The following is a 19,258-nucleotide window of genomic DNA, read 5'->3' as shown; positions in this document are numbered from 1 at the left end:
AGGAGATTGTTATGGCCACTCATACTTCGATGCTGCATGTACGAATCGACAATAAGCTGAAAGCGCAGGCGACCGAAACACTTGGTCAATTCGGTTTGACCGTGTCAGATGCTGTTCGAATTCTTCTGACCCGTATTGCGAATGACCAAGCATTGCCAGTCGGTCTTATTGCCGATCAAGAAACATACGACAAATGGTTTCGTCAAAAGGTCCAGGAGGCATTGGACGATCAACGCCACCCAGCAATCCAGCATGACGACGTTATGGACGAAATTCAAACCATGATTGATAGAAAACGCCATCGTGCCGGTTCTTGAATGGCGCGAAACAGCGCGAGCCGACTTGTTGGCAATTATGGATTATATCTCGGATGATAGTCCGGCGGCGGCACAGCAATTAAAGAATGAAATCGAAATGAAGGTACTTAATTTATTAAAGTACCCTCGCTCCTGTAAACTTGGTCGAGTTCCAGGAACACGTGAAATGATCGTCAGGGCCAACTATATATTGATCTATACCGAGAACGTTCAAGCTGTCTCGATTTTACGTGTTCTCCATGCCGCGCAGCAGTGGCCGTGATCGAGAGGAGATTACCGTTTCTTCGCATCCTTGAGTAACTCGTCGAAAGTCTTTCTCACCGATTGCGCCGTCTCCCCAAGCTGGACCTCGACGCGGTCGAGATCCGGCAGATCACAGGCGCGGCAAAGCAGATCGCCCAGGCCAGGTGGAAAATCCTCGCGCTTGACGTCGCCGCTCAGGCAGAGGCGGATGATCTGGGTAACGCCGGTATAAAGCTGTGCCGCTTCAACCAGAGCGTCCGTCGTGGCCGGATCGGCGAAATCCGGTTTCAGCTTTGCCAGAACTTCGGCCGTCGATTGTGCAATGACTGCCCCGTTGACATTGCCGGTCAGCACGGCAAACTGCGCGATGAATTCCAGATCGATGATGCCGCCTGCAACAAGTTTCAGATCCCATGCATCGCGTGGTGGCTTTTCGGTTTCAATCATTGCCCGCATTTCGGTGACGTCCTTGGCAATCTTTGCGGTATGGCGGGGCAGATCCAGGATTTCGGTTACGTCCTGCTCGATCTCGGCAAAGAATGCGACATCCCCGGCGACCGGCCGGGCACGGGTCAGCGCCATGTGCTCCCAGGTCCATGCTTCCGCCCGCTGATACTTGCGGAACGCGTCGATATGCGTTGCCACGGGCCCCTTGTTACCGGAGGGACGCAGACGAAAATCCACCTCGTATAAAACCCCTTCGGCCGTCGGCGCTGACAATGCCGCAATCAACCGCTGGGTCAGCCGCATATAATACTGCGACGGCGGGAGCGGCTTACCGCCGTTAGATTCTTCCGCATGCTCGTCATGATCGTAGAGCAGGATGAGGTCAATGTCGGAACCGGCCGTCAGCTCGCGGCTGCCAAGTTTACCCATGCCTAGAATGGCGATCCGTCCACCGCTGATCTTGCCGTGCTTGGCGGCAAATTCGTCGATTACGGCCGTCAGAGCGCGGTCTATGACCAGATCGGCCAGATCGGAAAAAGCCTTTCCCGCCCGCGCACCATCGATCGCACCAGTCAACAACCGTATGCCGATGAGAAAGCGGTGCTCTGCCGCAAAGATCTGCAGCCGGTCGAGTATGTCCTCATAAACTTTCGAGGGGCCAAGAAATCCTTCTAGCCGCTCCGCGAGATAGGCGCGCGTCGGGACATCGGCGAAGATTGCCGGATCGAGCATGCCGTCGAAAATATGCGGTTTTCGGGTGATGATATCAGCAAGGCGCGGCGCAGCACCCATGATCAGCACCAAAAGATCGAGAAGGCGCGGATTGGACTGGAGCAGGCTGAACAGTTGGATGCCGGCCGGGAGCCCCTTGATCATGCCGTCGAAACGCATCAGCGCTTCGTCCGCGCGGGCGGTCGCGCCAAACGCCTTCAGCAGCACCGGCGTCAGTTCGGTCAGGCGTTCGCGCGCTTCGGCCGATTGCGTCGCACGATAGCGGCCGAAATGCCATGTGCGGATCACCCGGCAGATGTCGCTCGGGCGTTCGAAACCGAAGTTCTGCAGGGTCTTGAGCGTATCCGGATCATCCACATCGCCAGTGAATACCAGATTGCCCGCCTCGCCCGTCAAATCCTGCGCCTGTTCGAACAAGGCGGCGTAGTGGGTTTCGACAGTCTTCAATGCGTTGCGAAAATCATCGGCGAAGGCCTCGCCCCCGCTGTAGCCCATCAGATGCGCCACCCGCAGGAAGTTTTCATCGTCTTCCGGCAGCATATGCGTCTGCTCGTCAGCGATCATCTGGATGCGGTGCTCGACATCGCGCAGGAAGCCATATTTCTGCTTCAGGGTATCGCGTGCCTCCTCACTGATCCAGCCGAGGTCATGCAGTGCCGCCAGCATCTCGACGGTGCGCGAGCCGCGCAATGGGGGAACCGTCCGCCGGCGATCAATTGCTGAGTTTGGACAAAGAATTCGATCTCGCGAATACCGCCGCGACCAAGCTTTACATTGTGGCCCCGCACCGCAATCTCGCCGTGGCCCTTGTGCGCATGGATCTGCCGTTTGATCGAGTGAACATCAGCAATCGCGGCATAGTCGAGGTATTTGCGCCAGATATAGGGGGCAAGCTCACCAAGGACACGTTTTCCCGCGTCGATATCACCTGCCACTGCCCGCGCCTTGATCATGGCGGCGCGTTCCCAATTCTGCCCGCGCCCCTCATAGTAGTTGAGAGCGGCGCCCACAGGAATCGCCAGCGGCGTCGAACCCGGATCGGGCCGCAGCCGCAGATCGGTGCGGAAAACATAGCCGTCCGCGGTACGGTCCTGGAGAATACGCACGAGACGGCGAGTCAGCCGGGAGAAGGTCTCAACGCATTCATAGGGATCGGTTATCGCCGGACTGTGCTCATCTATGAAGACGATGAGATCGATGTCCGACGAATAGTTGAGCTCAAAGGCGCCGAATTTTCCCATGGCGAGAATGATCCAGCCCGAGTCCTGCGCTGGGTGCTTTGGATCTGGAAGCCTGAGCTTGCCGGCCTCGTGCGCATCGCGCAGCAGGAAGCGTACCGCTGCGCCAACACATTCTTCGGCAAGCCGGGACAGCCAGAATGTTGTGTCCTTGGTGACAAACAGGCCGGAGAGGTCGCCCAGCGCGATGAGCACGTGCCCTTCGAGCTTCAATTGCCGAAGCGAAGTCATCAAGCCCGCCTCGGTGAGGTTGTCGCCCTCTGTCGTAGCCGAAATCTCGCGCATCAGGGCTTCAAGACGCCTTGGCAACGGCAGTTCGAACAGCGGTTCAACAATCGCGGGGCAGCGCAGCAAAACATTGCGCAAGTAGGGCGAGAGATCGAGTACAGCCGAAAGGAAGCTGGCGGCAGTCTTGTTGTTCCTTAGCGCGTCGATGCCGGAACACTGCTTCTCCGCAGCGCTATTGAGAAGCTCACGCAGCAAGGCATCGGCATTCTTCTTGTCCAACGGCGCCAGAGCGCGCAAGGTTTGCACAAAAAATGGCCCGTCAGCGCCGGCCGCCTTGGCTTTGAAGTTCATAGGTTTCCTCCCCCACCGGAAAAACGAGCACAGCCCGCAACCCCGGCGCATTGTCAGTCAATTCCAGCGTGCCACCGTGCAATTTCATGACCGCCTTGGCAAGGCTGAGGCCAAGCCCCGAACCCGGTTGCGAGCGGCTTTCCTCCAGTCGTACGAACCTTTCCGTTGCCCTATCCACCTGGTCCTGTGGTATGCCCGGTCCATTATCAGCGACAATGACCTTGACCTTGTCATTCTCCTTTTCGACGGAGAGCGTGACTTCGACCGGGTTTTCACTGGCGTTCGCATATTTGATGGCATTGTCGACGAGATTGGAAATGGTCTGGCCGACCAGTTCGCGATTTGCCTTGACCGAGGTAGGATCGATCCTTCCCAAAGTGAAATTGACCCCCGCTTCTTCGGCCGAGGGCTCGTAAAGCTCGAACACGTCCTCAGCGATCGTCGATAGCGGCATCAGTTCCATCGTCTCCGTGGAATAGCCGGACTCGAGACGGGAGATCATCAGAATTGCATTGAAGGTGCGAATGAGCTGATCGGGTCGCCGATCATGCCCTCCATCGCAGCGCGCCAGGCCTTTGATGTTTTGGCGCTAGCGAGCGCGGACTCGGCGCGATTGTGCATGCGGGTCAGCGGTGTTTTCAAATCGTGCGCGATATTGTCGGAGACGTGCCTGACGCCCTCGTTCAACTCCTGAATACGCGCGAGCATTCCATTGAGGTTGTCGGCGAGGCGATCGAACTCATCGCCGGACCCGCTTACCGGGAGACGTCCGGCCAGATCGCCGCCCATGATGCGCTGCGATGCGGCCGAAACCTCATCTATGCGTTGCAGGGCACGCCGCCCGACGAAAAACCAGATCAGGAACGCACCAACACCCATAATGCCGAGTGCAGCCATGAGCGCGCGCCGCACCACAAGGCGAACCTGTTCCGGTTCACCAAGGTCGCGGCCGACCATGACCCGGATGCCATTGGGCATGACCACCACGCGAGCTATTGCCGTATGCATCTGTGGATCGTTACTACCCTCGCCATAGCGCTCATAATTGATTGGCCGTTCAATCCAGCCATCGGTCTGCAGCACACCGATTTCAATGCTCTGGACGTTGCCAGCAACAATCCGCCCGGCGGGGTCGGCCACGAGATACAGGTAGGCTCCGGGCTGGCGTCCGCGCCGGTCTATTGAACGGACGAGACCGGCAATGCCGCCACGCTCGTAAGCCTGACCGATGCTCTCGATTTCCTCATTGACGGCCGCCTCGGTCTGCGTCGTCAATAGCCGGACCGAAAGGCTGGTCATGTAGAACACCAGGACGAGCGCGCACACCGTGAACAATAGCAGGTAGAGCGCCGACAGCCGCACGGCTGTCATTTTCATCATGGCACGGAAACGGCTCATGCATCGGTTCCGGCAGCCGCCGCTTTGAGCATATAGCCGGCTCCACGCACCGTGTGCAGCAGCGGCGTGTCAAAACCCTTCTCGATCTTGCCGCGCAGGCGCGAGACATGCACATCAATGACATTGGTCTGTGGGTCGAAATGGTAATCCCAGACATGTTCGAGCAGCATTGTGCGGGTCACGACCTGCCCCGCATGACGCATCAGATATTCGAGCAGCCTGAATTCACGCGGCTGAAGGATGATGACCTGTCCTGCCCGTTTGGCCGTATGCGACAGGCGGTCGAGTTCCAGATCGCCGACGCGGTAGACCGTCTCGGCCTCTTTCGGGCTCGACCGTCTTTGCAGGACCTCGATCCGGGCAAGCAGTTCGGAGAACGCATAGGGTTTGGTCAGGTAATCGTCGCCGCCGGCACGCAGGCCCGTGACACGATCGTCAACTTGCCCCAGAGCGGAGAGGATCAGCGCGGGTGTATCATTACCTTGGGCGCGCAGGGCGGCCACCACGGAAAGACCGTCCCGACGCGGCAACATGCGGTCCACCACCAGCGCGTCATATGTGCCCTGCTCCGCCAATGTATAGCCGGTTTCACCGTCACCGGCGACATCGGCCGAATGGCCTGCCTCGGCAAAGGCTTTCTCCAGATAGCGGGCCGCTTCGCGGTCATCTTCAATAACGAGAATCTTCATGGCGCATACTAAGCCGGTTTTGATGAACGAGTTAAGTGTCAAAGCATTGTAGAAAGAAGAACGGGCGGCAGACTATCGAAAGTTCTGCCGCCCTTTGGTGCGTTGGCGCAAGCGGGGTGGGGATGTGCTGCGCCGCAGCAACCTTTATCCCAACGATCAGCCCTGGTTAATGGGCAGTGCCACAAAACGCGACTGGTCGTTGCTCTGCACCTGCATGAGCACTGCCTTGCGACCGGACTTCGTGGCCTCGGCAATGGCAGCATCAATATCGGCAGCGCTCGTTACCGGCTTGTTATTGACAGAGACGATGACGTCGCCCGTGGCAATGCCCTTGTCAGCTGCATCGCCCTGACGATCGACATCCGTCACCACGACACCCTTGCCATCGTCGGCCGGCATGACGGTCAGACCATAATCATCAAGTGCCGACTGCTTTGACGAGTCGTCCTGCTGCGGTGCGTTCGATGCCTGGCTGTCATCCTGCGGGTATGGCTTGATCGCAACGTTCAACGATTTGGCGCCGCCCTTATGCCAGACGGTCAACTCGGCATCCTTGCCGGCACTGATCCCGGCAATCTTCTTGGCAAGATCACGCGGATCGGCAACTGTCTCGCCATTGACGGCAGTGATCACATCGCCAGCGACGATACCGGCCTTGGCAGCAGGACCATCGGCCTGTGGTTCGGCAACAAGGGCGCCTTTTTCCTCAGAGAGACCGAGCGATTCAGCGATTTCCTTGCTTACAGGCTGAATCTGGACGCCAATCCAGCCGCGGGAAACTGACCCCGTCTTGATCAGCTGATCGACAACATTCTTGGCGGTCGTCGCCGGGATGGCGAAGGCAATACCGACACTGCCGCCCGATGGCGAGAAGATCGCGGTATTGATGCCGACAACTTCACCGTTCAGGTTGAAGGCCGGACCGCCGGAGTTGCCGCGATTTACGGCCGCATCGATCTGCAGGAAATCATCATAGGGGCCAGCACCAATATCACGGCCGCGGGCCGAGACGATACCAGCGGTCACAGTGCCGCCGAGACCGAACGGATTGCCGACCGCAACGACCCATTGTCCAACACGGATCTGATTGTCATCTCCGAATGAAACATAGGTGAATTTGCGCTTGTCATCGACCTTGAGCACGGCAAGATCGGTACGCTTGTCCTTGCCGATCAGCTTTGCATCAAGTTCGGTACCGTCGTTCAGCACGACAGTATAGGCGCTGCCATCCTCGACGACGTGGTTGTTGGTCACAAGATAGCCGTCTTCAGAAATGAAGAAGCCGGAACCCTGTGCGGTCGGGCGAACCCGATCGGGCCTGTGCTGGTCGCGAGGTGATTTGCGCGGTTCCATGCCACGCTGACCTGGACGCTGGTCAGGGCCACCGAAATCATAGAAGAAGCGCTTCAGCGGATGGTCGTCTGGCAATTGGTCCATGCCCGGGAAGCCCGAGCCATCATCAGAAGTCTGGTTGATAGCGCTCTTGACGCGAACGCTGACAACAGCCGGGCTGACCTTTTCGACGACATCGGCAAAGCCTGGCTGCTGGGCCGAGTCAACGCGCACAGCCTCGGCTTGCGCCGGGGCAATGGCGCTGAGCGGGCCGGTCGCCAGTAAGCCCCCGACAAGCGCCGAGGACAACAGGGCGGCAGCGATGCCCGCGCGGTAGGTGGAGGACTTAACTTTGTTCGACATGAATGTATCTCCTTGGGGCGTTCGATCGAAATGCCGATCGCTTATACCAACAGTGATACAGATAAGAACGTTACGCCGCCATTTCCGCAACATGACAAATTTGTAAGGTTGGATCGGAGATCCGAGGGTCAGACCCTGGATCATTTGATGGCAGCGAGCGCTGCCGACATGCCTTTCAGCGGCGCTTCGAACGCAATGGTTTCGCCCGCCGCCGAATACGAAATCCCTGCCGTGACCCGCTTGCCGATCTGCTCCCGCATGATTGGTCCGACGGGAAGCAGCGCAATACACACGCCCGTATCGCAGGCGTACGTCTCTACCCGAACGGGTTCCTTCCGGCCGGGAAAGGACAGCATCACCGGCGCTTTCAGACCAAGCCCCGGCCGCGTTCGCAAAATCATTATCGGCTTGCCATCTTCGGTGGCGGCCAATGACCAGCTAAAGGCGAACTGTCCATTCTTATCGACGATCGACTGCGTGATATTGCAGATCTTTTTCATCGTTTTAAGATTCTCGTCGCATATGAGCACCCAGTTCTCGAATGGCTGGATAATGCGGCGATAGCGGCCAAGTTCTGCGCCCTCGGGAACTGCGACCTCAGACGGCTTGATGTTGTAGAGAGGACCCGAAATCGCCTGTCCGGCGGCGGGGCACCAGCCGGACAGGAGCAGACAAGCCACGGCCGTGGGGAACTTCAAGGCTTGCCTGATCAAGATATGCCTCAATTGAGCGTAAAGCTTATTCCTGCGCCGACGCCGACCTGGCCACCACTCGCAGCGCCCGAAAGATTGGCGCGCACAGCACCGCTCTCGCTGGTGTAGCCCGCACCGAATGCCATCGCACCCTGGTCCCTCCAGACACCGCCACCGACGGCGACGCTGATCTTGCCCGGCGTATTGTCAAACCGCAGCGACGAAGCCGCAAGCCCGATCGCCGCGGCCTGCCGTGCTTCATTGCGAACCGCACCGATGTCCGAGCTCAGCTGGTCAAATTTCTGGTCGGTATACTGCCTGGATTCGCTAAGCGTGCTCGCGCCGATTTCATTGGCATAGGTCTTCGATCCGTCGAGGTACTGACTGTACTGATTGCTGACCTTGGCGGTTTCCTGGGTGATCGTTTCCTTCAGCTGCTTGACGTTCACCGCATCATGGTCCGCGGCGCCCTCCTTGACATTGCTGATGAGCACCGGCGCGTTCGGATCGGCGCCTTGCAGCGCAACCTCATTGGTCTTGTTACCGCTGCTATCCGGTGCGTATTTCACCGCCGTCTTGTCCATCGCGTTGGTGATATCCGTTTTTACCGTGTCGATTTTTGTCTCGACGGTCTCAACGCGCTTGTCGATTTTTGCGACTTTTTCATCTGTCTCGAATAGCTGGGCACCAGTGACGGCATCGGTGGAGGTTGCACTCAAACTACCACGGGTGATGCCCGTAATGATGCTGGTCTTCACAGTATCGGGGGATGTGTCGATGCTGGAGGATTTGTCGCGTGTGGCTGTGAAGACGCCCTTATCCTTGTCCCAGCGCAAGGAGTCACTATCCAAGGTGGTGACTTCCTTGGTTATCGCATTGATCCGGTTGTTGATATTGGTTGTGTTCTCGTTCAATCCGTCAAGCGCACCACCTACATTGTTGTATGGGGTGGAACTTGTACTTCCGTCGCCCTTGATCTTCGTGATGTTGTAGGTTGGACCTGTGAACACACCATTGGCATCGAATTTGGCACCGCCGCCAAGACCAAGCACAATGGCGCTATTGGTTACGAAGAGCTGCGAGCCGTTGATCGCTTCGAGCGATTTCTCGCTGACCTGCCCGGCCGCCACATTGCCTATCTTCGTACCGGTATTGTCAGGCCCCTCCAGCACAACCTTGCTGTAGTCGATGGCCTCGCCGGGATCGACCACGCCATTGCCGTTCTTGTCTTCCCAAGCATATTTCACGGCGCGCTCACCGACGTTCTTCAATGCAGTGCCGCTTGCGGTCTGCGCATCATTCAACTGTTTGACATTGACCGCATCCGTATCCTTCTCCCCGGCCGCGACATCGGCGATCCTGCTCGCGGCACTGGCGCCATGCTTTGCACTGAAGACACTGTTCGCCGGATCCCACAGCAACGCATCACTCAACAAACCACTCATCTGTGTGGTGATATCGCCAACACGTGTGTTGATGCTGGTGACGCTGTCGTTCAGCCCGCCAAAGGCGCCGCCGACATCGTGGAAAGTCTCCTGCGTGGCTTTGCCGTCAACGCCGATGCTGGCGATATTGTAGGTCGGACCGGTGAATGTGCCGCCGGTGCCGACACTCGCCCCGCCGCCCAGCGCGCTGGCGAGGGAACTGCGGGTCTGGAAAAGCTGCGAGCCGTTGACGCCGTCGGTCGAGGTGCTGCTCACATCGCCCGCCGAGAGGCTGAGCAGTTTGCGCGTTGCCGCCTTGCCCTTCAGATCGACCGCTGCACCATCCGTATCCTTGCCGATCGTGAGGTTGTCTCCGGCCTTTGCCTGCTGCACCAGACCGGCAGTGCCGGAATTGATGCTGGCGATCGATGTGTTGATCGTATTGATATCGCCTTCGTGCTTGACCACCCGGCCATCGATGTCACCAACACGTGTGTTGATTGTGGTGACACTGCCGTCCAGCGCGCCAAGTGCAGAGCCGACATCACGGAAAGTCTCCTTCGTGGATGTGCCGTCCGCACCGATTTTGGCGAGGGTGTAGGCCGGGCCTGTCCACGTGTCTTTTTCTCCATCGATAGTTGCGCCGCCGCCAAGCGCCTTTGTGGTCTTGGTGAGCTTGTCTTGAGCCTGATTCACTCGTGAATCCACATTTTCGACGGCGGAGTTGGTTGCGAAAAGCTGCGAACCGTTGACCACGTCGGTACTGCTTTCGCTCAATTGCCCGGCAGCGACATTGGTAATCTGCCGTTTGATCGTGGCCGATCCGACGCTCACGACGCTGCCGGGGTTTGGAGCGCCTGTGACGGGATCCGTTTCGGCAAAAGTGGCAAATTCGAACTTTGTGCCATTGATTTCGGTGCCTGTGACCCTGCTGGCGGCTGCGGTTATTGAGTTTTGACCCAGAGCCACCGAGCCAGCCTGCAAAGCCCTCGCCTGATAGCCGATGGCGGTGGAGCCGACGCCCTGTGCGAAGGCATCGCCCGGGGTCAGGCCTGTTTCATTTGTGCGCACATATCGTACGCCGCGGCCATTCGCTTCATCTCCGGCGAGCGCGGTGATGGCGTTTACCCGGCCGTCAATGTCACCGACACGCGTGTCAATAGTCCCGACGCGCGTGTTGATGCTGGTGACGCTGCCGTTCAGCCCGCCAAGCGCGGCGCCGACATTGTTATAGGGGTTGGACACGGATCTCCCGCTCGCATCGACCGTGGCGATGTCATATTTCGGGGCTGTCAGCGCACCATTAGCATCGACGCCAGATCCCCCGCCCAGAAAGGCCGCGATGTTCTTCGATACGCCGAAAAACTGTGAACCATTAATGGCCTCGGAAGAAGTGGCGGTTACCGCGCCTTTCGCCACATTGCTAATGGTGGTGCCTCCATCGCCGGTCAGCACCACACGTTTAAGATCAACCTCGCCAGTATCGACGGCTCCATTGCCGTTGAGATCGGTCCAGGCATATTTGACGGCCATGTCATTGAGACCCTTGATAGTGCTGCTTTGAAGGGTGAACTGGCCGTCGACCCCCGCAAGAGCGCCTCCGACATTGGCAAACGGCTTTCCCTGGATGACAAAGGCGGGCGGCTCGAAAACGCCGATGGCCCGACTCGCGCCAGCGCTCCCGCCAATCGAGCTGACGAGAGAGTTATAAAGATTATCGATCTTTGTATCCCTCTTGCTGAGCTGCCCGCCGTTCACTGCTTCCAGGGACGCGTCATTGACCGTGCCATCTGCAACCCCGATCAACTTGCGCGGCCCGCCGCCCATCCCGCGAAAATCCACAGCAGCCCCACCGGTATCCTTGCCGACGGTCAGGTTTGCTTCCGGAGCTGATTGCTGCACGAGACCGGCCCGGCCCATATTGATATTGCTGATATCGCCTTCATTCTTCGTCACCCTGCCGCCCAATGAACCGACGGCGGAATGGGTGGCGAAGAGCTGCGAACCATTCACAGCATCTGTGCTGTCCTTGTTCACCTGCCCTGCGGCCACATTGGTAATCTGCCGTTTGATATCGTTCGATCCGACGCTCAAGACACTGTCGGGCTTGCCGCCGCTAACATCGTAGGGGGCGCCATTGATGACAACGCTGGCAACAGCATTGGCGGCGGTGGTGATCGAGCCCCTGCCCAGCGCCATCGAGCCATCTTGCGTTGCCTGGGCACCGTTACCGATGGCGATCGAGTTTTTGCCGGTCGCTATCGTTGTGCCATTGCCGATCCGCATGGCTTGGTTCGTTTGGTCGTTCAGGCCGATAAAGCCGCCATTGACGTAGAGCTCATTTCCCAATGTGAGTGACGTAGCGCCCGTGGAACCGGTGGGGTTGTAAAACAATGCGCGGTTGCTTTGCGAAGCCTTGTCGCCGGGATTGCATTTTGCAGTTCTACCCTCGGCAGTTGTCCCTGCTACCGGAGGACTGCTGTTTATCCCATCATTAACGGCGGTACAGCCACCATCGGAACCGTCGTTGACAAAAATGCCGTCCGCAGCCAGCGCATCGGGAGCGTACCCAGCAATCGTGCAAACTGTGACAGCAACGAGAGCGACGCGGACGCCAATGCCGAGCATTCCGCGCCTGCGCTTGGATCCAAGCATGCGGCAGGCCATCCGCATGATCGCCATCAGCCGGCGGCGAAACGAACGGCTGGCGTGCGGTGCAGCAAGCCAGGATTGCGCTAACCGTGTGGGTTTCAAATGAAATGAATCGTTCAAATCTGGTCCTGCGACCGCTAATCTCGCCATTGAAATTCTCGCTCTTCAATATAGTTTGTAACAATGCTTTGCGTAAAAAATTCAGTACAATTAAATACAATTAATGCGAGTATACATTCAAATAACACATCTTCTGTCGATGTATTATGCACCATCCACCCCTTTGCCAACAGTACAAGTTTTAGGGAGGCATGAAAAACTCTATAGTTGATTTTCGTCATAACTTAATCTGATATATGATGCAATGATAAAATATAATTTTACGCATGTAGTCTTTAGTTTCGTTGACGACAACTACAAACATGCGCCAGGTTGTATAGCGCAGACGCATTGGACCTGCCGGCAGAAAGCTGGTTTGATTTGGGCGATTCCCCTTTGCCACCCTGAAATTGGAGACAATTCATGCCCCCGCTCGGCTCCACGCTGCGAATTCATCGCCCCTACGAATGCGTCTACGCCTTTTATGATGGCAGGATCGACGGAGTGCGAGCCTATTCTGACGCGCCTAACTGGCTTGATGACGGGGCCTACTCGCTCGGTGTGTGTTCCTATGCCGTCGTCTCTGGCGAAGACGCGCTTGTCTACGATACGAGCATTTCCCTTCCGCACGCCCGTATCATCCGCAAGACGCTCGAAGGCGAAGGCGTGCGCCATATCCGCGTGGTGCTCAGTCATTGGCATGTGGATCACGTGGCCGGGAACGAGGTCTTTGCCGATTGCGAGATCATAGCCAATGATCTGACCGCTAAGGCGCTGCTCGACAACCGCGACAATCTTGAAAACCGCGATCCGCCAATCCGGCCATTGGTGATGCCGAACCGTACTTTTGGCGGGGAGTTGGATTTGAAAATCGGGGATATCGATGTGATACTGCGTCATGTCGACATTCACAGCCACGACGGGACAATGATGATCCTGCCGCACCTGAAGCTGCTGTTTGCGGGCGATGCGCTGGAAGATCCTGTGACCTACGTGTCTGAGCCGACCGGCCTGAAACGGCATCTGCGCGATATCGATCGCATGGCGGCTTGGAATCTCACGAAGATTCTCCCCAACCACGGCGCCGAGGAAGTGATCGTGGCCGACGGCTATGGACCGGGACTTATCGACGCCACACGCAATTATGTGACAAAACTGCTACGCTTGGGCAACGAGCCGGAACTGGCAAAGCAGGACCTGCAATCGTTTGTTTCCGAGGATATTCGCGCTGGCATCATCCAGTATTATGCGCCCTATGAGGCAGTGCACGCGGAGAATGTCAAAGCGGTGCTGACCGGCCACGCCGAGGAATAGGCCTTCAGTCGCGGGGTGCAGTGAAGAGCTTCTTCAGCTGTTTCTTTTCGCTCTCTGAAAGTGGCGCCGTCTCGACCGGTGTCATCCGCCGCCGCCGGACAGCCATGACGATAGCAATACCGCCGGCGAGCAGCGCGGCGATTGGAAACCCCCATAGCAGCAAAGTGCTCGTCTGCAGCCGTGGCTTGAGCAGGACGAACTCGCCGTAGCGCGCGACGAGGAACTCCAGCACTTGCTCGTCCGTATCGCCCGCAACCAGGCGCTCTCGCACCAGAAGACGCAAATCCTTGGCGAGATCGGCGTTCAGATCGTCAATCGACTCGTTCTGGCACACCATGCAGCGCAATTCCGCGGAAATGGTCCGCGCCCGCTTCTCCAGTGCCGGGTTGGACAGCATCTCATCGGGCGCAACAGCCCGTGCGCCAGTCGTCGCAAAGGTCAGGGCAAGGGCAAGGACGAGGCTTGAGAGAAACCGTCTCATGCGGTGGCCCGCGCCTTTTCGGTCCTGGCCCTGGCCGGTGCACCAATGCGCAGGCGCCGGTCGAGCAGCGACATGCCGCCACCTGCCATCATCACCAGGGCGCCAAGCCAGATCAGCGTGACGAGCGGCTTCCACCACACCCTGACGACGACACCATCCTTGACCGGGTCGCCGAGCGAAACATAGAGCTGGCTGAACATGAATGTTCTTATTCCAGCCTCGGTTGTCTGCATCTTGCGCACGGGGAAGAAGCGCTTCGCCGACATGAGGTCAGTCACTTCTTGTCCGGCACTGTCGAGGATCGTGAACTGGCCTTGGTCCTCGGTAAAGTTCGAGCTTTTGACCGGATCGATGCGGTCAGATCGCAATGTATAGCCGCCTGCGTCTATCGTATCGCCAGGCTTCATCACCAGCACATTTTCGGTAGCAAACGTTGACGTGGCGACGATGCCAAGCAGCGTGACACCAAGACCGAAATGCGCAAGGGCGGTTCCGAAGACCGAGCGCGGCAGGCCCACAACCCGCTGTACAAGGACATTGACGGGCGCCTTGCCGATGCCAGCCTTGAGCGCGAGATCGGTGAGCGCCCCAAGCATCAGCCAGACGGCGAGTCCAATACCGAAGGCGGCGAGCACACCGGGTGCCGACGTGCGGTAGAGCATGATCGCCACCACGATCAACGCGACGAAAAACGCGGTCATCAGCCGCTGCGCTACCGCCAGAATGTCACCGCGCTTCCAGGCCAAAAGCGGACCAAAGGGAACGGCGGCAAGCAGCGGGATCATCAACGGGCCGAACGTCAGATTGAAAAACGGCGCGCCGACGGAAATCTTCTCGCCCGTCAGCGATTCAAGCAATAATGGATAGAGCGTGCCGATCAAGACAGTCGCTGCAGCAGTCGTCAGGAACAGATTGTTGAAGACCAGCGCTCCCTCGCGCGAAATAGGCTGGAATAGCCCGCCCGGAGCCAGCGTTTGCGACCGCCACGCAAACAGCGCCAGAGAACCGCCGATGAAAAGCACGAGAATAGCCAGAATGAACAAGCCGCGTCCGGGGTCGGTCGCGAATGTATGGACGGAAGTCAGCACGCCCGAACGCACAAGGAATGTACCGAGCAACGACAGGGAGAACGTCATGATGGCGAGGAGAATGGTCCATATTTTCAGCGCCGAGCGCTTTTCCATGACAAGTGCAGAGTGGAGCAGCGCCGTACCCGCTAGCCATGGCATGAAGGATGCATTCTCGACTGGATCCCAGAACCACCAGCCGCCCCAGCCTAGTTCGTAATAGGCCCAGTAAGAGCCCATGGCGATGCCGCCGGTCAGAAACAGCCATGCTGTCAGCGTCCAGGGACGCACCCAGCGCGCCCAGGCGGCATCAATGCGCCCATCGATCAGCGCCGCCACAGCAAAGGAGAAGCACACTGAAAAACCGACATAGCCGAGATAAAGCATGGGCGGATGAACGGCGAGGCCGATATCCTGGAGGATCGGATTGAGGTCCTGGCCCTCGATCGGAGCCGGATTGATGCGGGCGAAGGGGTTGGAGGTGGCGACGATGAACAGCAGAAACGCTGAGCCAATCCAAGCTTGAACACCAAGTACATTGGCCTTCAGCGCGGGCGGCAGATTGTTCCCGAAGAATGCGACAAGCGCCGTGAAAAAGCTGAGGATCAGCACCCAGAGCAGCATCGAGCCTTCGTGGTTGCCCCAGACACCTGTGAACTTGTACAGAAGCGGCTTCTGCGAATGCGAGTTTTCCCAGACATTCTGCACCGAGAAATCAGAAAGCACGTAGGCGGCTGTCAGAGCTGCAAAGGACAGGGCGATCAGGGCAAAGACGGTAAATGCAGCAGGTACGGCAACAGCCATCATCCGGTCATCATTCCGGCGGGCGCCAACGACGGGGAGCACGGCCTGAACGATCGAAAGGGCCAATGCCAGTACCAGTGCGAAATGTCCGAGTTCAACGGTCATTGCTTGCTCTCTCCCTGCCAGACGCCCTTTGCCTTCAGACTGTCAGCAACCTCCTTCGGCATGTAGTTCTCGTCATGTTTTGCAAGGACACTGTCCGCCACGAAAGCGCCCCCCGGCAGGAACCTGCCCTCGATGACTACGCCCTGATCTTCCCGGAAAAGGTCGGGCAGGATGCCATCGTAGGTGACGGGTACGCTCTTGACATGGTCGGTGACCGAGAAGCTGACCTTCGTCCCCTCGCCGCGGATCACAGTGCCCTTTTCGACGAGGCCGCCAAGACGGAACCGCGATTCCGACTGCATGTCCGAAGTCTGAATGTCGGACGGCATACGGAAGAATGCGATCTTCTGCTGAAGCGCGAACAGGACGAGCGCCGCTGCAACGCCCAGGACCAGGAGTCCGCCGCCAATCACCGATAGCCGCTTCTGCTTGCGCGTCATCAATCTTTCTCCAGCTCGACCGCGAGGCCGAGATCTTCCGCCACCGCGTCGAGCTTCGCGGCCTTGTCCGCACTCAACACCTTCTTTGCCCGGTCCAATGCTTCAATCGCATCATTGGGCCGGTTGAGAACCACATAGGAGCGAACGAGCCGCTCCCAGCCCTCTATGTCATCAGGCGATTGTTTCAATTTTTCGGCAAGGCTTGCCACCATGCCTTCGATCATCTCGGCGCGGTCCTGCCCGCTCATGCCTGCCGCGGCTTCGACCTGCGAGGCATCCGGGCCAGTTTTTTCCACGTCGCTGACATCGGGTGCATCGCCGGCGATCTCCTGATCGAGCCGGGTCAGAGCGGCCTGCGCCTGATCGCGCCAGGGCACGTCGGCGGGCGCTTCCACCAGCAGCTTGCGGATCAGGTCTCGCGCTTCGGCCAAGCGGCCCTGCTGCATCCAGCCGTCGATAATATAGAATTGCGGCCGCATGTCTTTCGGATCAAGTTCGAGCGCATGCCGGAATACAGCTTCGGCTTCGGGCGTGATCTTGCCATTGGCGGCCGCAGCCATCGCTTCGCCCAGGCCGAGCTGGCGGGCGGCGCTGTCGCCGTTGAGGCGGATTGCGTTCTGGTAGGCAGTGACAGCGTCGGCCGGACGGCCAAGGCGCAAATAGATTGGCGCGAGCACTTCCCAGCCCTGGCCATCGTCGGGGTTGAGCATCAGATGCGCTTCGGCACGCGCGATCAGTTCGGCGGGCGTGCTCTGGTCAGCAGGCTTGGCAAGACGTTCCGCCAGCGGCTGCGCTGGCAAGTCAGGGGAACCTAGCTTCGTATAAATGCCCCAGGATATGAGGGGGATAGCTAGAACTGTTGCCAGCGTCAGCCATTCGCGTGTCGCACTTTTTTGCGGACGGACAATCGTTGCATCTGCCTGTGCCGCCTTGGCCGATTTGAGCAGGCGGCGGCCAATTTCCGCGCGCGCCTGCTCGCCGCTGACGCTATCGATGAGCCCTCGCTGCTCGTCCGCATCCAGCTCACGCAGCTGATCGCGATAGACCTCAACGTCATATTGATTGTCGGAAACGGGTGCCTTGACGCGCCGCGTCAATGGCAAGAGCACCAGCAGCGTCGCGCCAACGGTCAATAATGCAGCGGAAATCCAGAAAATCATGCCAGAGACATACCCCCACCGACGCGCAAAATCCAAATGGATTTAAATTGATAGGGCAATTCGCCGCAAAGGTTGTGGGAGCCTAAAGTTCCAGTGGGAAGGGCGTGGGCTCCCAGATGTGTTCCATCTTGTGTGCCTTGACAGTGGCCTCTTCCCATTGGTGCAGGGCCTTTGCAATGAACTGCCGATCTCCAGCTTCCAGAGCCGGAAAAAAGTCAGGGGCAAACTTGGCGAAATACCGCTCTATTCGGTCATCTTGCGGGCGTAACTGCAAAGCCTTGCTGAAATCGCCGAGAGCGGCGGCGACGAATATGTTGGTGAATACCCGATCATCAAAATGACCATAAAACGTCGTCGATTTAGCACGCTCGTGGGCAATGTAGTCATCGAACGTCTTTATTGCCCGAAGCGGTGGCAAGGCTATTGCTTCAATATGGTGCCTCATGGCTGTAATGGTGTCTGGTTTGGTTACATCCCACATGCCCACAGATTGGTCGTAGAGCCACACCGGATTCCATCCCAGTGAATCGTTCTTTCGTAGCGGCACGAGCGGATACGTAACAATATGCGGTTCGAACGATCGTTTGTCGCTACTGCGATCAACAAAGACGCCACGCATTATATGGTGAACCGGCTTGACAATGAGAAACCGCCCAATGAGCACCAGATCCGAATGGCGGGCAACAAGAGGCATCAACGCCTCCTTTACTTGGGTGGTTGTGGTCATTTCCAGCTCTCATCGAAATTGATTTCAACAATAACAACATCTGTAAGCGTATTGTGAATCTTGTGAACGGCATTGCGCATCTCGATTGCTCGCGGAACGCTGATCCCCGCTCGCCCTGTCTTGAAATCATAGACACATACTCGATTATCTCGTTCCGGTCCTACTATATCAATTCGAACAGTATTCTTCATACCGTACCTGGCTAAATCCTCAGAGTTTTCATCTGCTGCAACTTCTTCCGCAAATTTCAGATAAGATCGTTCCGCCCGCAAGACATTGGGATAATTGGCGGTAGCGAGGTTCTTCAAATTCGTATGTGCAGCCGTGCCAAATAACCAAGGCGTCTCATAGTTTGACCGCGGACCTGCCTGTTTGACCGCTTGGTTCGCCAGCGATTGTACAATGCCTACCTCCGGACAGTATTGTTTAACCTCATCCTTGTTCAACAGTTGGACAGTTGCCTTCACTCTTCTTCCTGGCTGGAGCTGATCGTCCGCACCCCAGTCCTTCGGACGAAAGAGCAGGACTGGCTTGAGGCTCGGATCCCGCTGATTTGAGAGCCGGTTGTATTCAGCAACAGCGTCTTCTGCTGGCAACAGCCCGGTGGAGCGCCCCCCTTCTCGCAAAAGGTAGGGCGCAAGCAGGATGCCAGAACCCGTTCCTCCGCCGACTATGCCGCCACCACCACCACCCAACGCCATGGGCGATGAAAGAGGATCTTCACGACGCATGTATACCGGCTGCGCCGAGCCTGAAGATCCGCCACCCGTATCGGTCCACTGCCCACCGTCTGGATTCCCGGCGGGAACACGCGGCTGGTCGGGCTGAAAGGCCTTTCTCCGGAGAAAATATGTATCGGCGAGATCCAGGAACTCCTCGTTCATCTCGATCTCGGCCTTGACCAAGGCTTGCGTAGCTATGTCCGGTTCGAGTGTGTGGAGTCTAGTTCTCGCGG

Annotated in this window: 13 protein-coding genes and 2 pseudogenes; 3 read left to right on the top strand and 12 right to left on the bottom strand. The window is 57.9% G+C overall.

Annotated features, from left to right (window positions below; translation table 11 throughout):
* Positions 1-11: 11 nt before the first annotated feature.
* Positions 12-317, top strand: a complete 306-nt coding sequence (locus N8E89_RS12870; protein WP_106667240.1) for a type II toxin-antitoxin system RelB/DinJ family antitoxin — start codon at positions 12-14, stop codon at positions 315-317.
* Positions 304-579 carry a type II toxin-antitoxin system RelE/ParE family toxin gene (locus N8E89_RS12865; protein WP_106667239.1) on the top strand — a complete coding sequence of 92 codons (276 nt, stop codon included), beginning with the start codon at positions 304-306 and terminating at the stop codon, positions 577-579. The genes N8E89_RS12870 and N8E89_RS12865 overlap by 14 nt, the downstream gene beginning before the upstream one ends.
* An 11-nt stretch (positions 580-590) precedes the next feature.
* On the opposite strand, the pseudogene N8E89_RS12860 reads toward N8E89_RS12865, so the two are convergent.
* The 6 genes and pseudogenes from N8E89_RS12860 to N8E89_RS12835 form a co-directional block, all read right to left on the bottom strand.
* A pseudogene (locus N8E89_RS12860) lies at positions 591-3,556 on the bottom strand (bifunctional [glutamine synthetase] adenylyltransferase/[glutamine synthetase]-adenylyl-L-tyrosine phosphorylase).
* Positions 3,525-4,954: pseudogene (locus N8E89_RS12855) on the bottom strand (sensor histidine kinase). Before N8E89_RS12855 ends, N8E89_RS12860 begins: the two co-directional pseudogenes overlap by 32 nt.
* A complete protein-coding gene (locus tag N8E89_RS12850; RefSeq protein ID WP_106667236.1) occupies positions 4,951-5,643 on the bottom strand; it encodes a response regulator transcription factor in 693 nt (230 codons plus the stop codon). Before N8E89_RS12850 ends, N8E89_RS12855 begins: the two are co-directional and overlap by 4 nt.
* 156 nt (positions 5,644-5,799) lie before the next feature.
* Positions 5,800-7,338: a Do family serine endopeptidase gene (locus N8E89_RS12845; protein WP_106667314.1), complete on the bottom strand. Its 1,539-nt coding sequence runs from the start codon at positions 7,336-7,338 to the stop codon at positions 5,800-5,802.
* Positions 7,339-7,478: 140 nt separating this feature from the next.
* Complete coding sequence (locus N8E89_RS12840) at positions 7,479-8,051, bottom strand: invasion associated locus B family protein (RefSeq protein ID WP_245449038.1); 573 nt, start codon at positions 8,049-8,051, stop codon at positions 7,479-7,481.
* Positions 8,052-8,059: 8 nt separating this feature from the next.
* Positions 8,060-12,226 (bottom strand): YadA-like family protein, encoded by a 4,167-nt coding sequence (locus tag N8E89_RS12835; protein WP_262260094.1) that lies wholly within the window; start codon positions 12,224-12,226, stop codon positions 8,060-8,062.
* Positions 12,227-12,628: 402 nt separating this feature from the next.
* Here N8E89_RS12835 and N8E89_RS12830 point away from each other — a divergent pair, with 402 nt between their 5' ends.
* Positions 12,629-13,519, top strand: a complete 891-nt coding sequence (locus N8E89_RS12830) for an MBL fold metallo-hydrolase (protein ID WP_106667233.1) — start codon at positions 12,629-12,631, stop codon at positions 13,517-13,519.
* A gap of 4 nt (positions 13,520-13,523) precedes the next feature.
* Here N8E89_RS12830 and N8E89_RS12825 read toward each other — a convergent pair whose 3' ends face one another.
* From N8E89_RS12825 to N8E89_RS12800, 6 genes are all read right to left on the bottom strand, one after another.
* On the bottom strand, positions 13,524-14,000 hold the full coding sequence (locus N8E89_RS12825) for a cytochrome c-type biogenesis protein (protein ID WP_262260093.1): 477 nt from the start codon (positions 13,998-14,000) through the stop codon (positions 13,524-13,526).
* On the bottom strand, positions 13,997-15,976 hold the full coding sequence (locus N8E89_RS12820; RefSeq protein WP_262260090.1) for a heme lyase CcmF/NrfE family subunit: 1,980 nt from the start codon (positions 15,974-15,976) through the stop codon (positions 13,997-13,999). Before N8E89_RS12820 ends, N8E89_RS12825 begins: the two co-directional genes overlap by 4 nt.
* The gene (gene ccmE / locus N8E89_RS12815; protein ID WP_106667230.1) at positions 15,973-16,416 is read right to left on the bottom strand and encodes a cytochrome c maturation protein CcmE; all 444 of its coding nucleotides are present in this window, start codon (positions 16,414-16,416) and stop codon (positions 15,973-15,975) included. The genes N8E89_RS12820 and ccmE overlap by 4 nt, the downstream gene beginning before the upstream one ends.
* Complete coding sequence (ccmI, locus tag N8E89_RS12810; RefSeq protein ID WP_106667229.1) at positions 16,416-17,576, bottom strand: c-type cytochrome biogenesis protein CcmI; 1,161 nt, start codon at positions 17,574-17,576, stop codon at positions 16,416-16,418. Before ccmI ends, ccmE begins: the two co-directional genes overlap by 1 nt.
* A gap of 82 nt (positions 17,577-17,658) precedes the next feature.
* Positions 17,659-18,303 (bottom strand): hypothetical protein, encoded by a 645-nt coding sequence (locus N8E89_RS12805; protein WP_106667228.1) that lies wholly within the window; start codon positions 18,301-18,303, stop codon positions 17,659-17,661.
* Positions 18,300-19,187: a hypothetical protein gene (locus N8E89_RS12800; RefSeq protein ID WP_146147878.1), complete on the bottom strand. Its 888-nt coding sequence runs from the start codon at positions 19,185-19,187 to the stop codon at positions 18,300-18,302. The genes N8E89_RS12805 and N8E89_RS12800 overlap by 4 nt, the downstream gene beginning before the upstream one ends.
* Between the last annotated feature and the right edge of the window lie 71 nt (positions 19,188-19,258).

Source organism: Phyllobacterium sp. A18/5-2, from assembly GCF_025452215.1.
Lineage (GTDB): Bacteria > Pseudomonadota > Alphaproteobacteria > Rhizobiales > Rhizobiaceae > Phyllobacterium > Phyllobacterium sophorae.
This window is presented reverse-complemented; position numbering and strand designations above follow the sequence as displayed.

Bases quoted from the DNA above. Each gene is read 5' to 3' on its own strand.
- N8E89_RS12870 (WP_106667240.1), top strand. From the start codon at position 12: ATGGCCACTCATACTTCGATGCTGCATGTACGAATCGACAATAAGCTG.
- N8E89_RS12850 (WP_106667236.1), bottom strand. From the start codon at position 5,643: ATGAAGATTCTCGTTATTGAAGATGACCGCGAAGCGGCCCGCTATCTG.
- N8E89_RS12845 (WP_106667314.1), bottom strand. From the start codon at position 7,338: ATGTCGAACAAAGTTAAGTCCTCCACCTACCGCGCGGGCATCGCTGCC.
- N8E89_RS12830 (WP_106667233.1), top strand. From the start codon at position 12,629: ATGCCCCCGCTCGGCTCCACGCTGCGAATTCATCGCCCCTACGAATGC.
- N8E89_RS12825 (WP_262260093.1), bottom strand. From the start codon at position 14,000: ATGAGACGGTTTCTCTCAAGCCTCGTCCTTGCCCTTGCCCTGACCTTT.
- N8E89_RS12820 (WP_262260090.1), bottom strand. From the start codon at position 15,976: ATGACCGTTGAACTCGGACATTTCGCACTGGTACTGGCATTGGCCCTT.
- ccmE (WP_106667230.1), bottom strand. From the start codon at position 16,416: ATGACGCGCAAGCAGAAGCGGCTATCGGTGATTGGCGGCGGACTCCTG.
- ccmI (WP_106667229.1), bottom strand. From the start codon at position 17,576: ATGATTTTCTGGATTTCCGCTGCATTATTGACCGTTGGCGCGACGCTG.
- N8E89_RS12805 (WP_106667228.1), bottom strand. From the start codon at position 18,303: ATGACCACAACCACCCAAGTAAAGGAGGCGTTGATGCCTCTTGTTGCC.
- N8E89_RS12800 (WP_146147878.1), bottom strand. From the start codon at position 19,187: ATGAACGAGGAGTTCCTGGATCTCGCCGATACATATTTTCTCCGGAGA.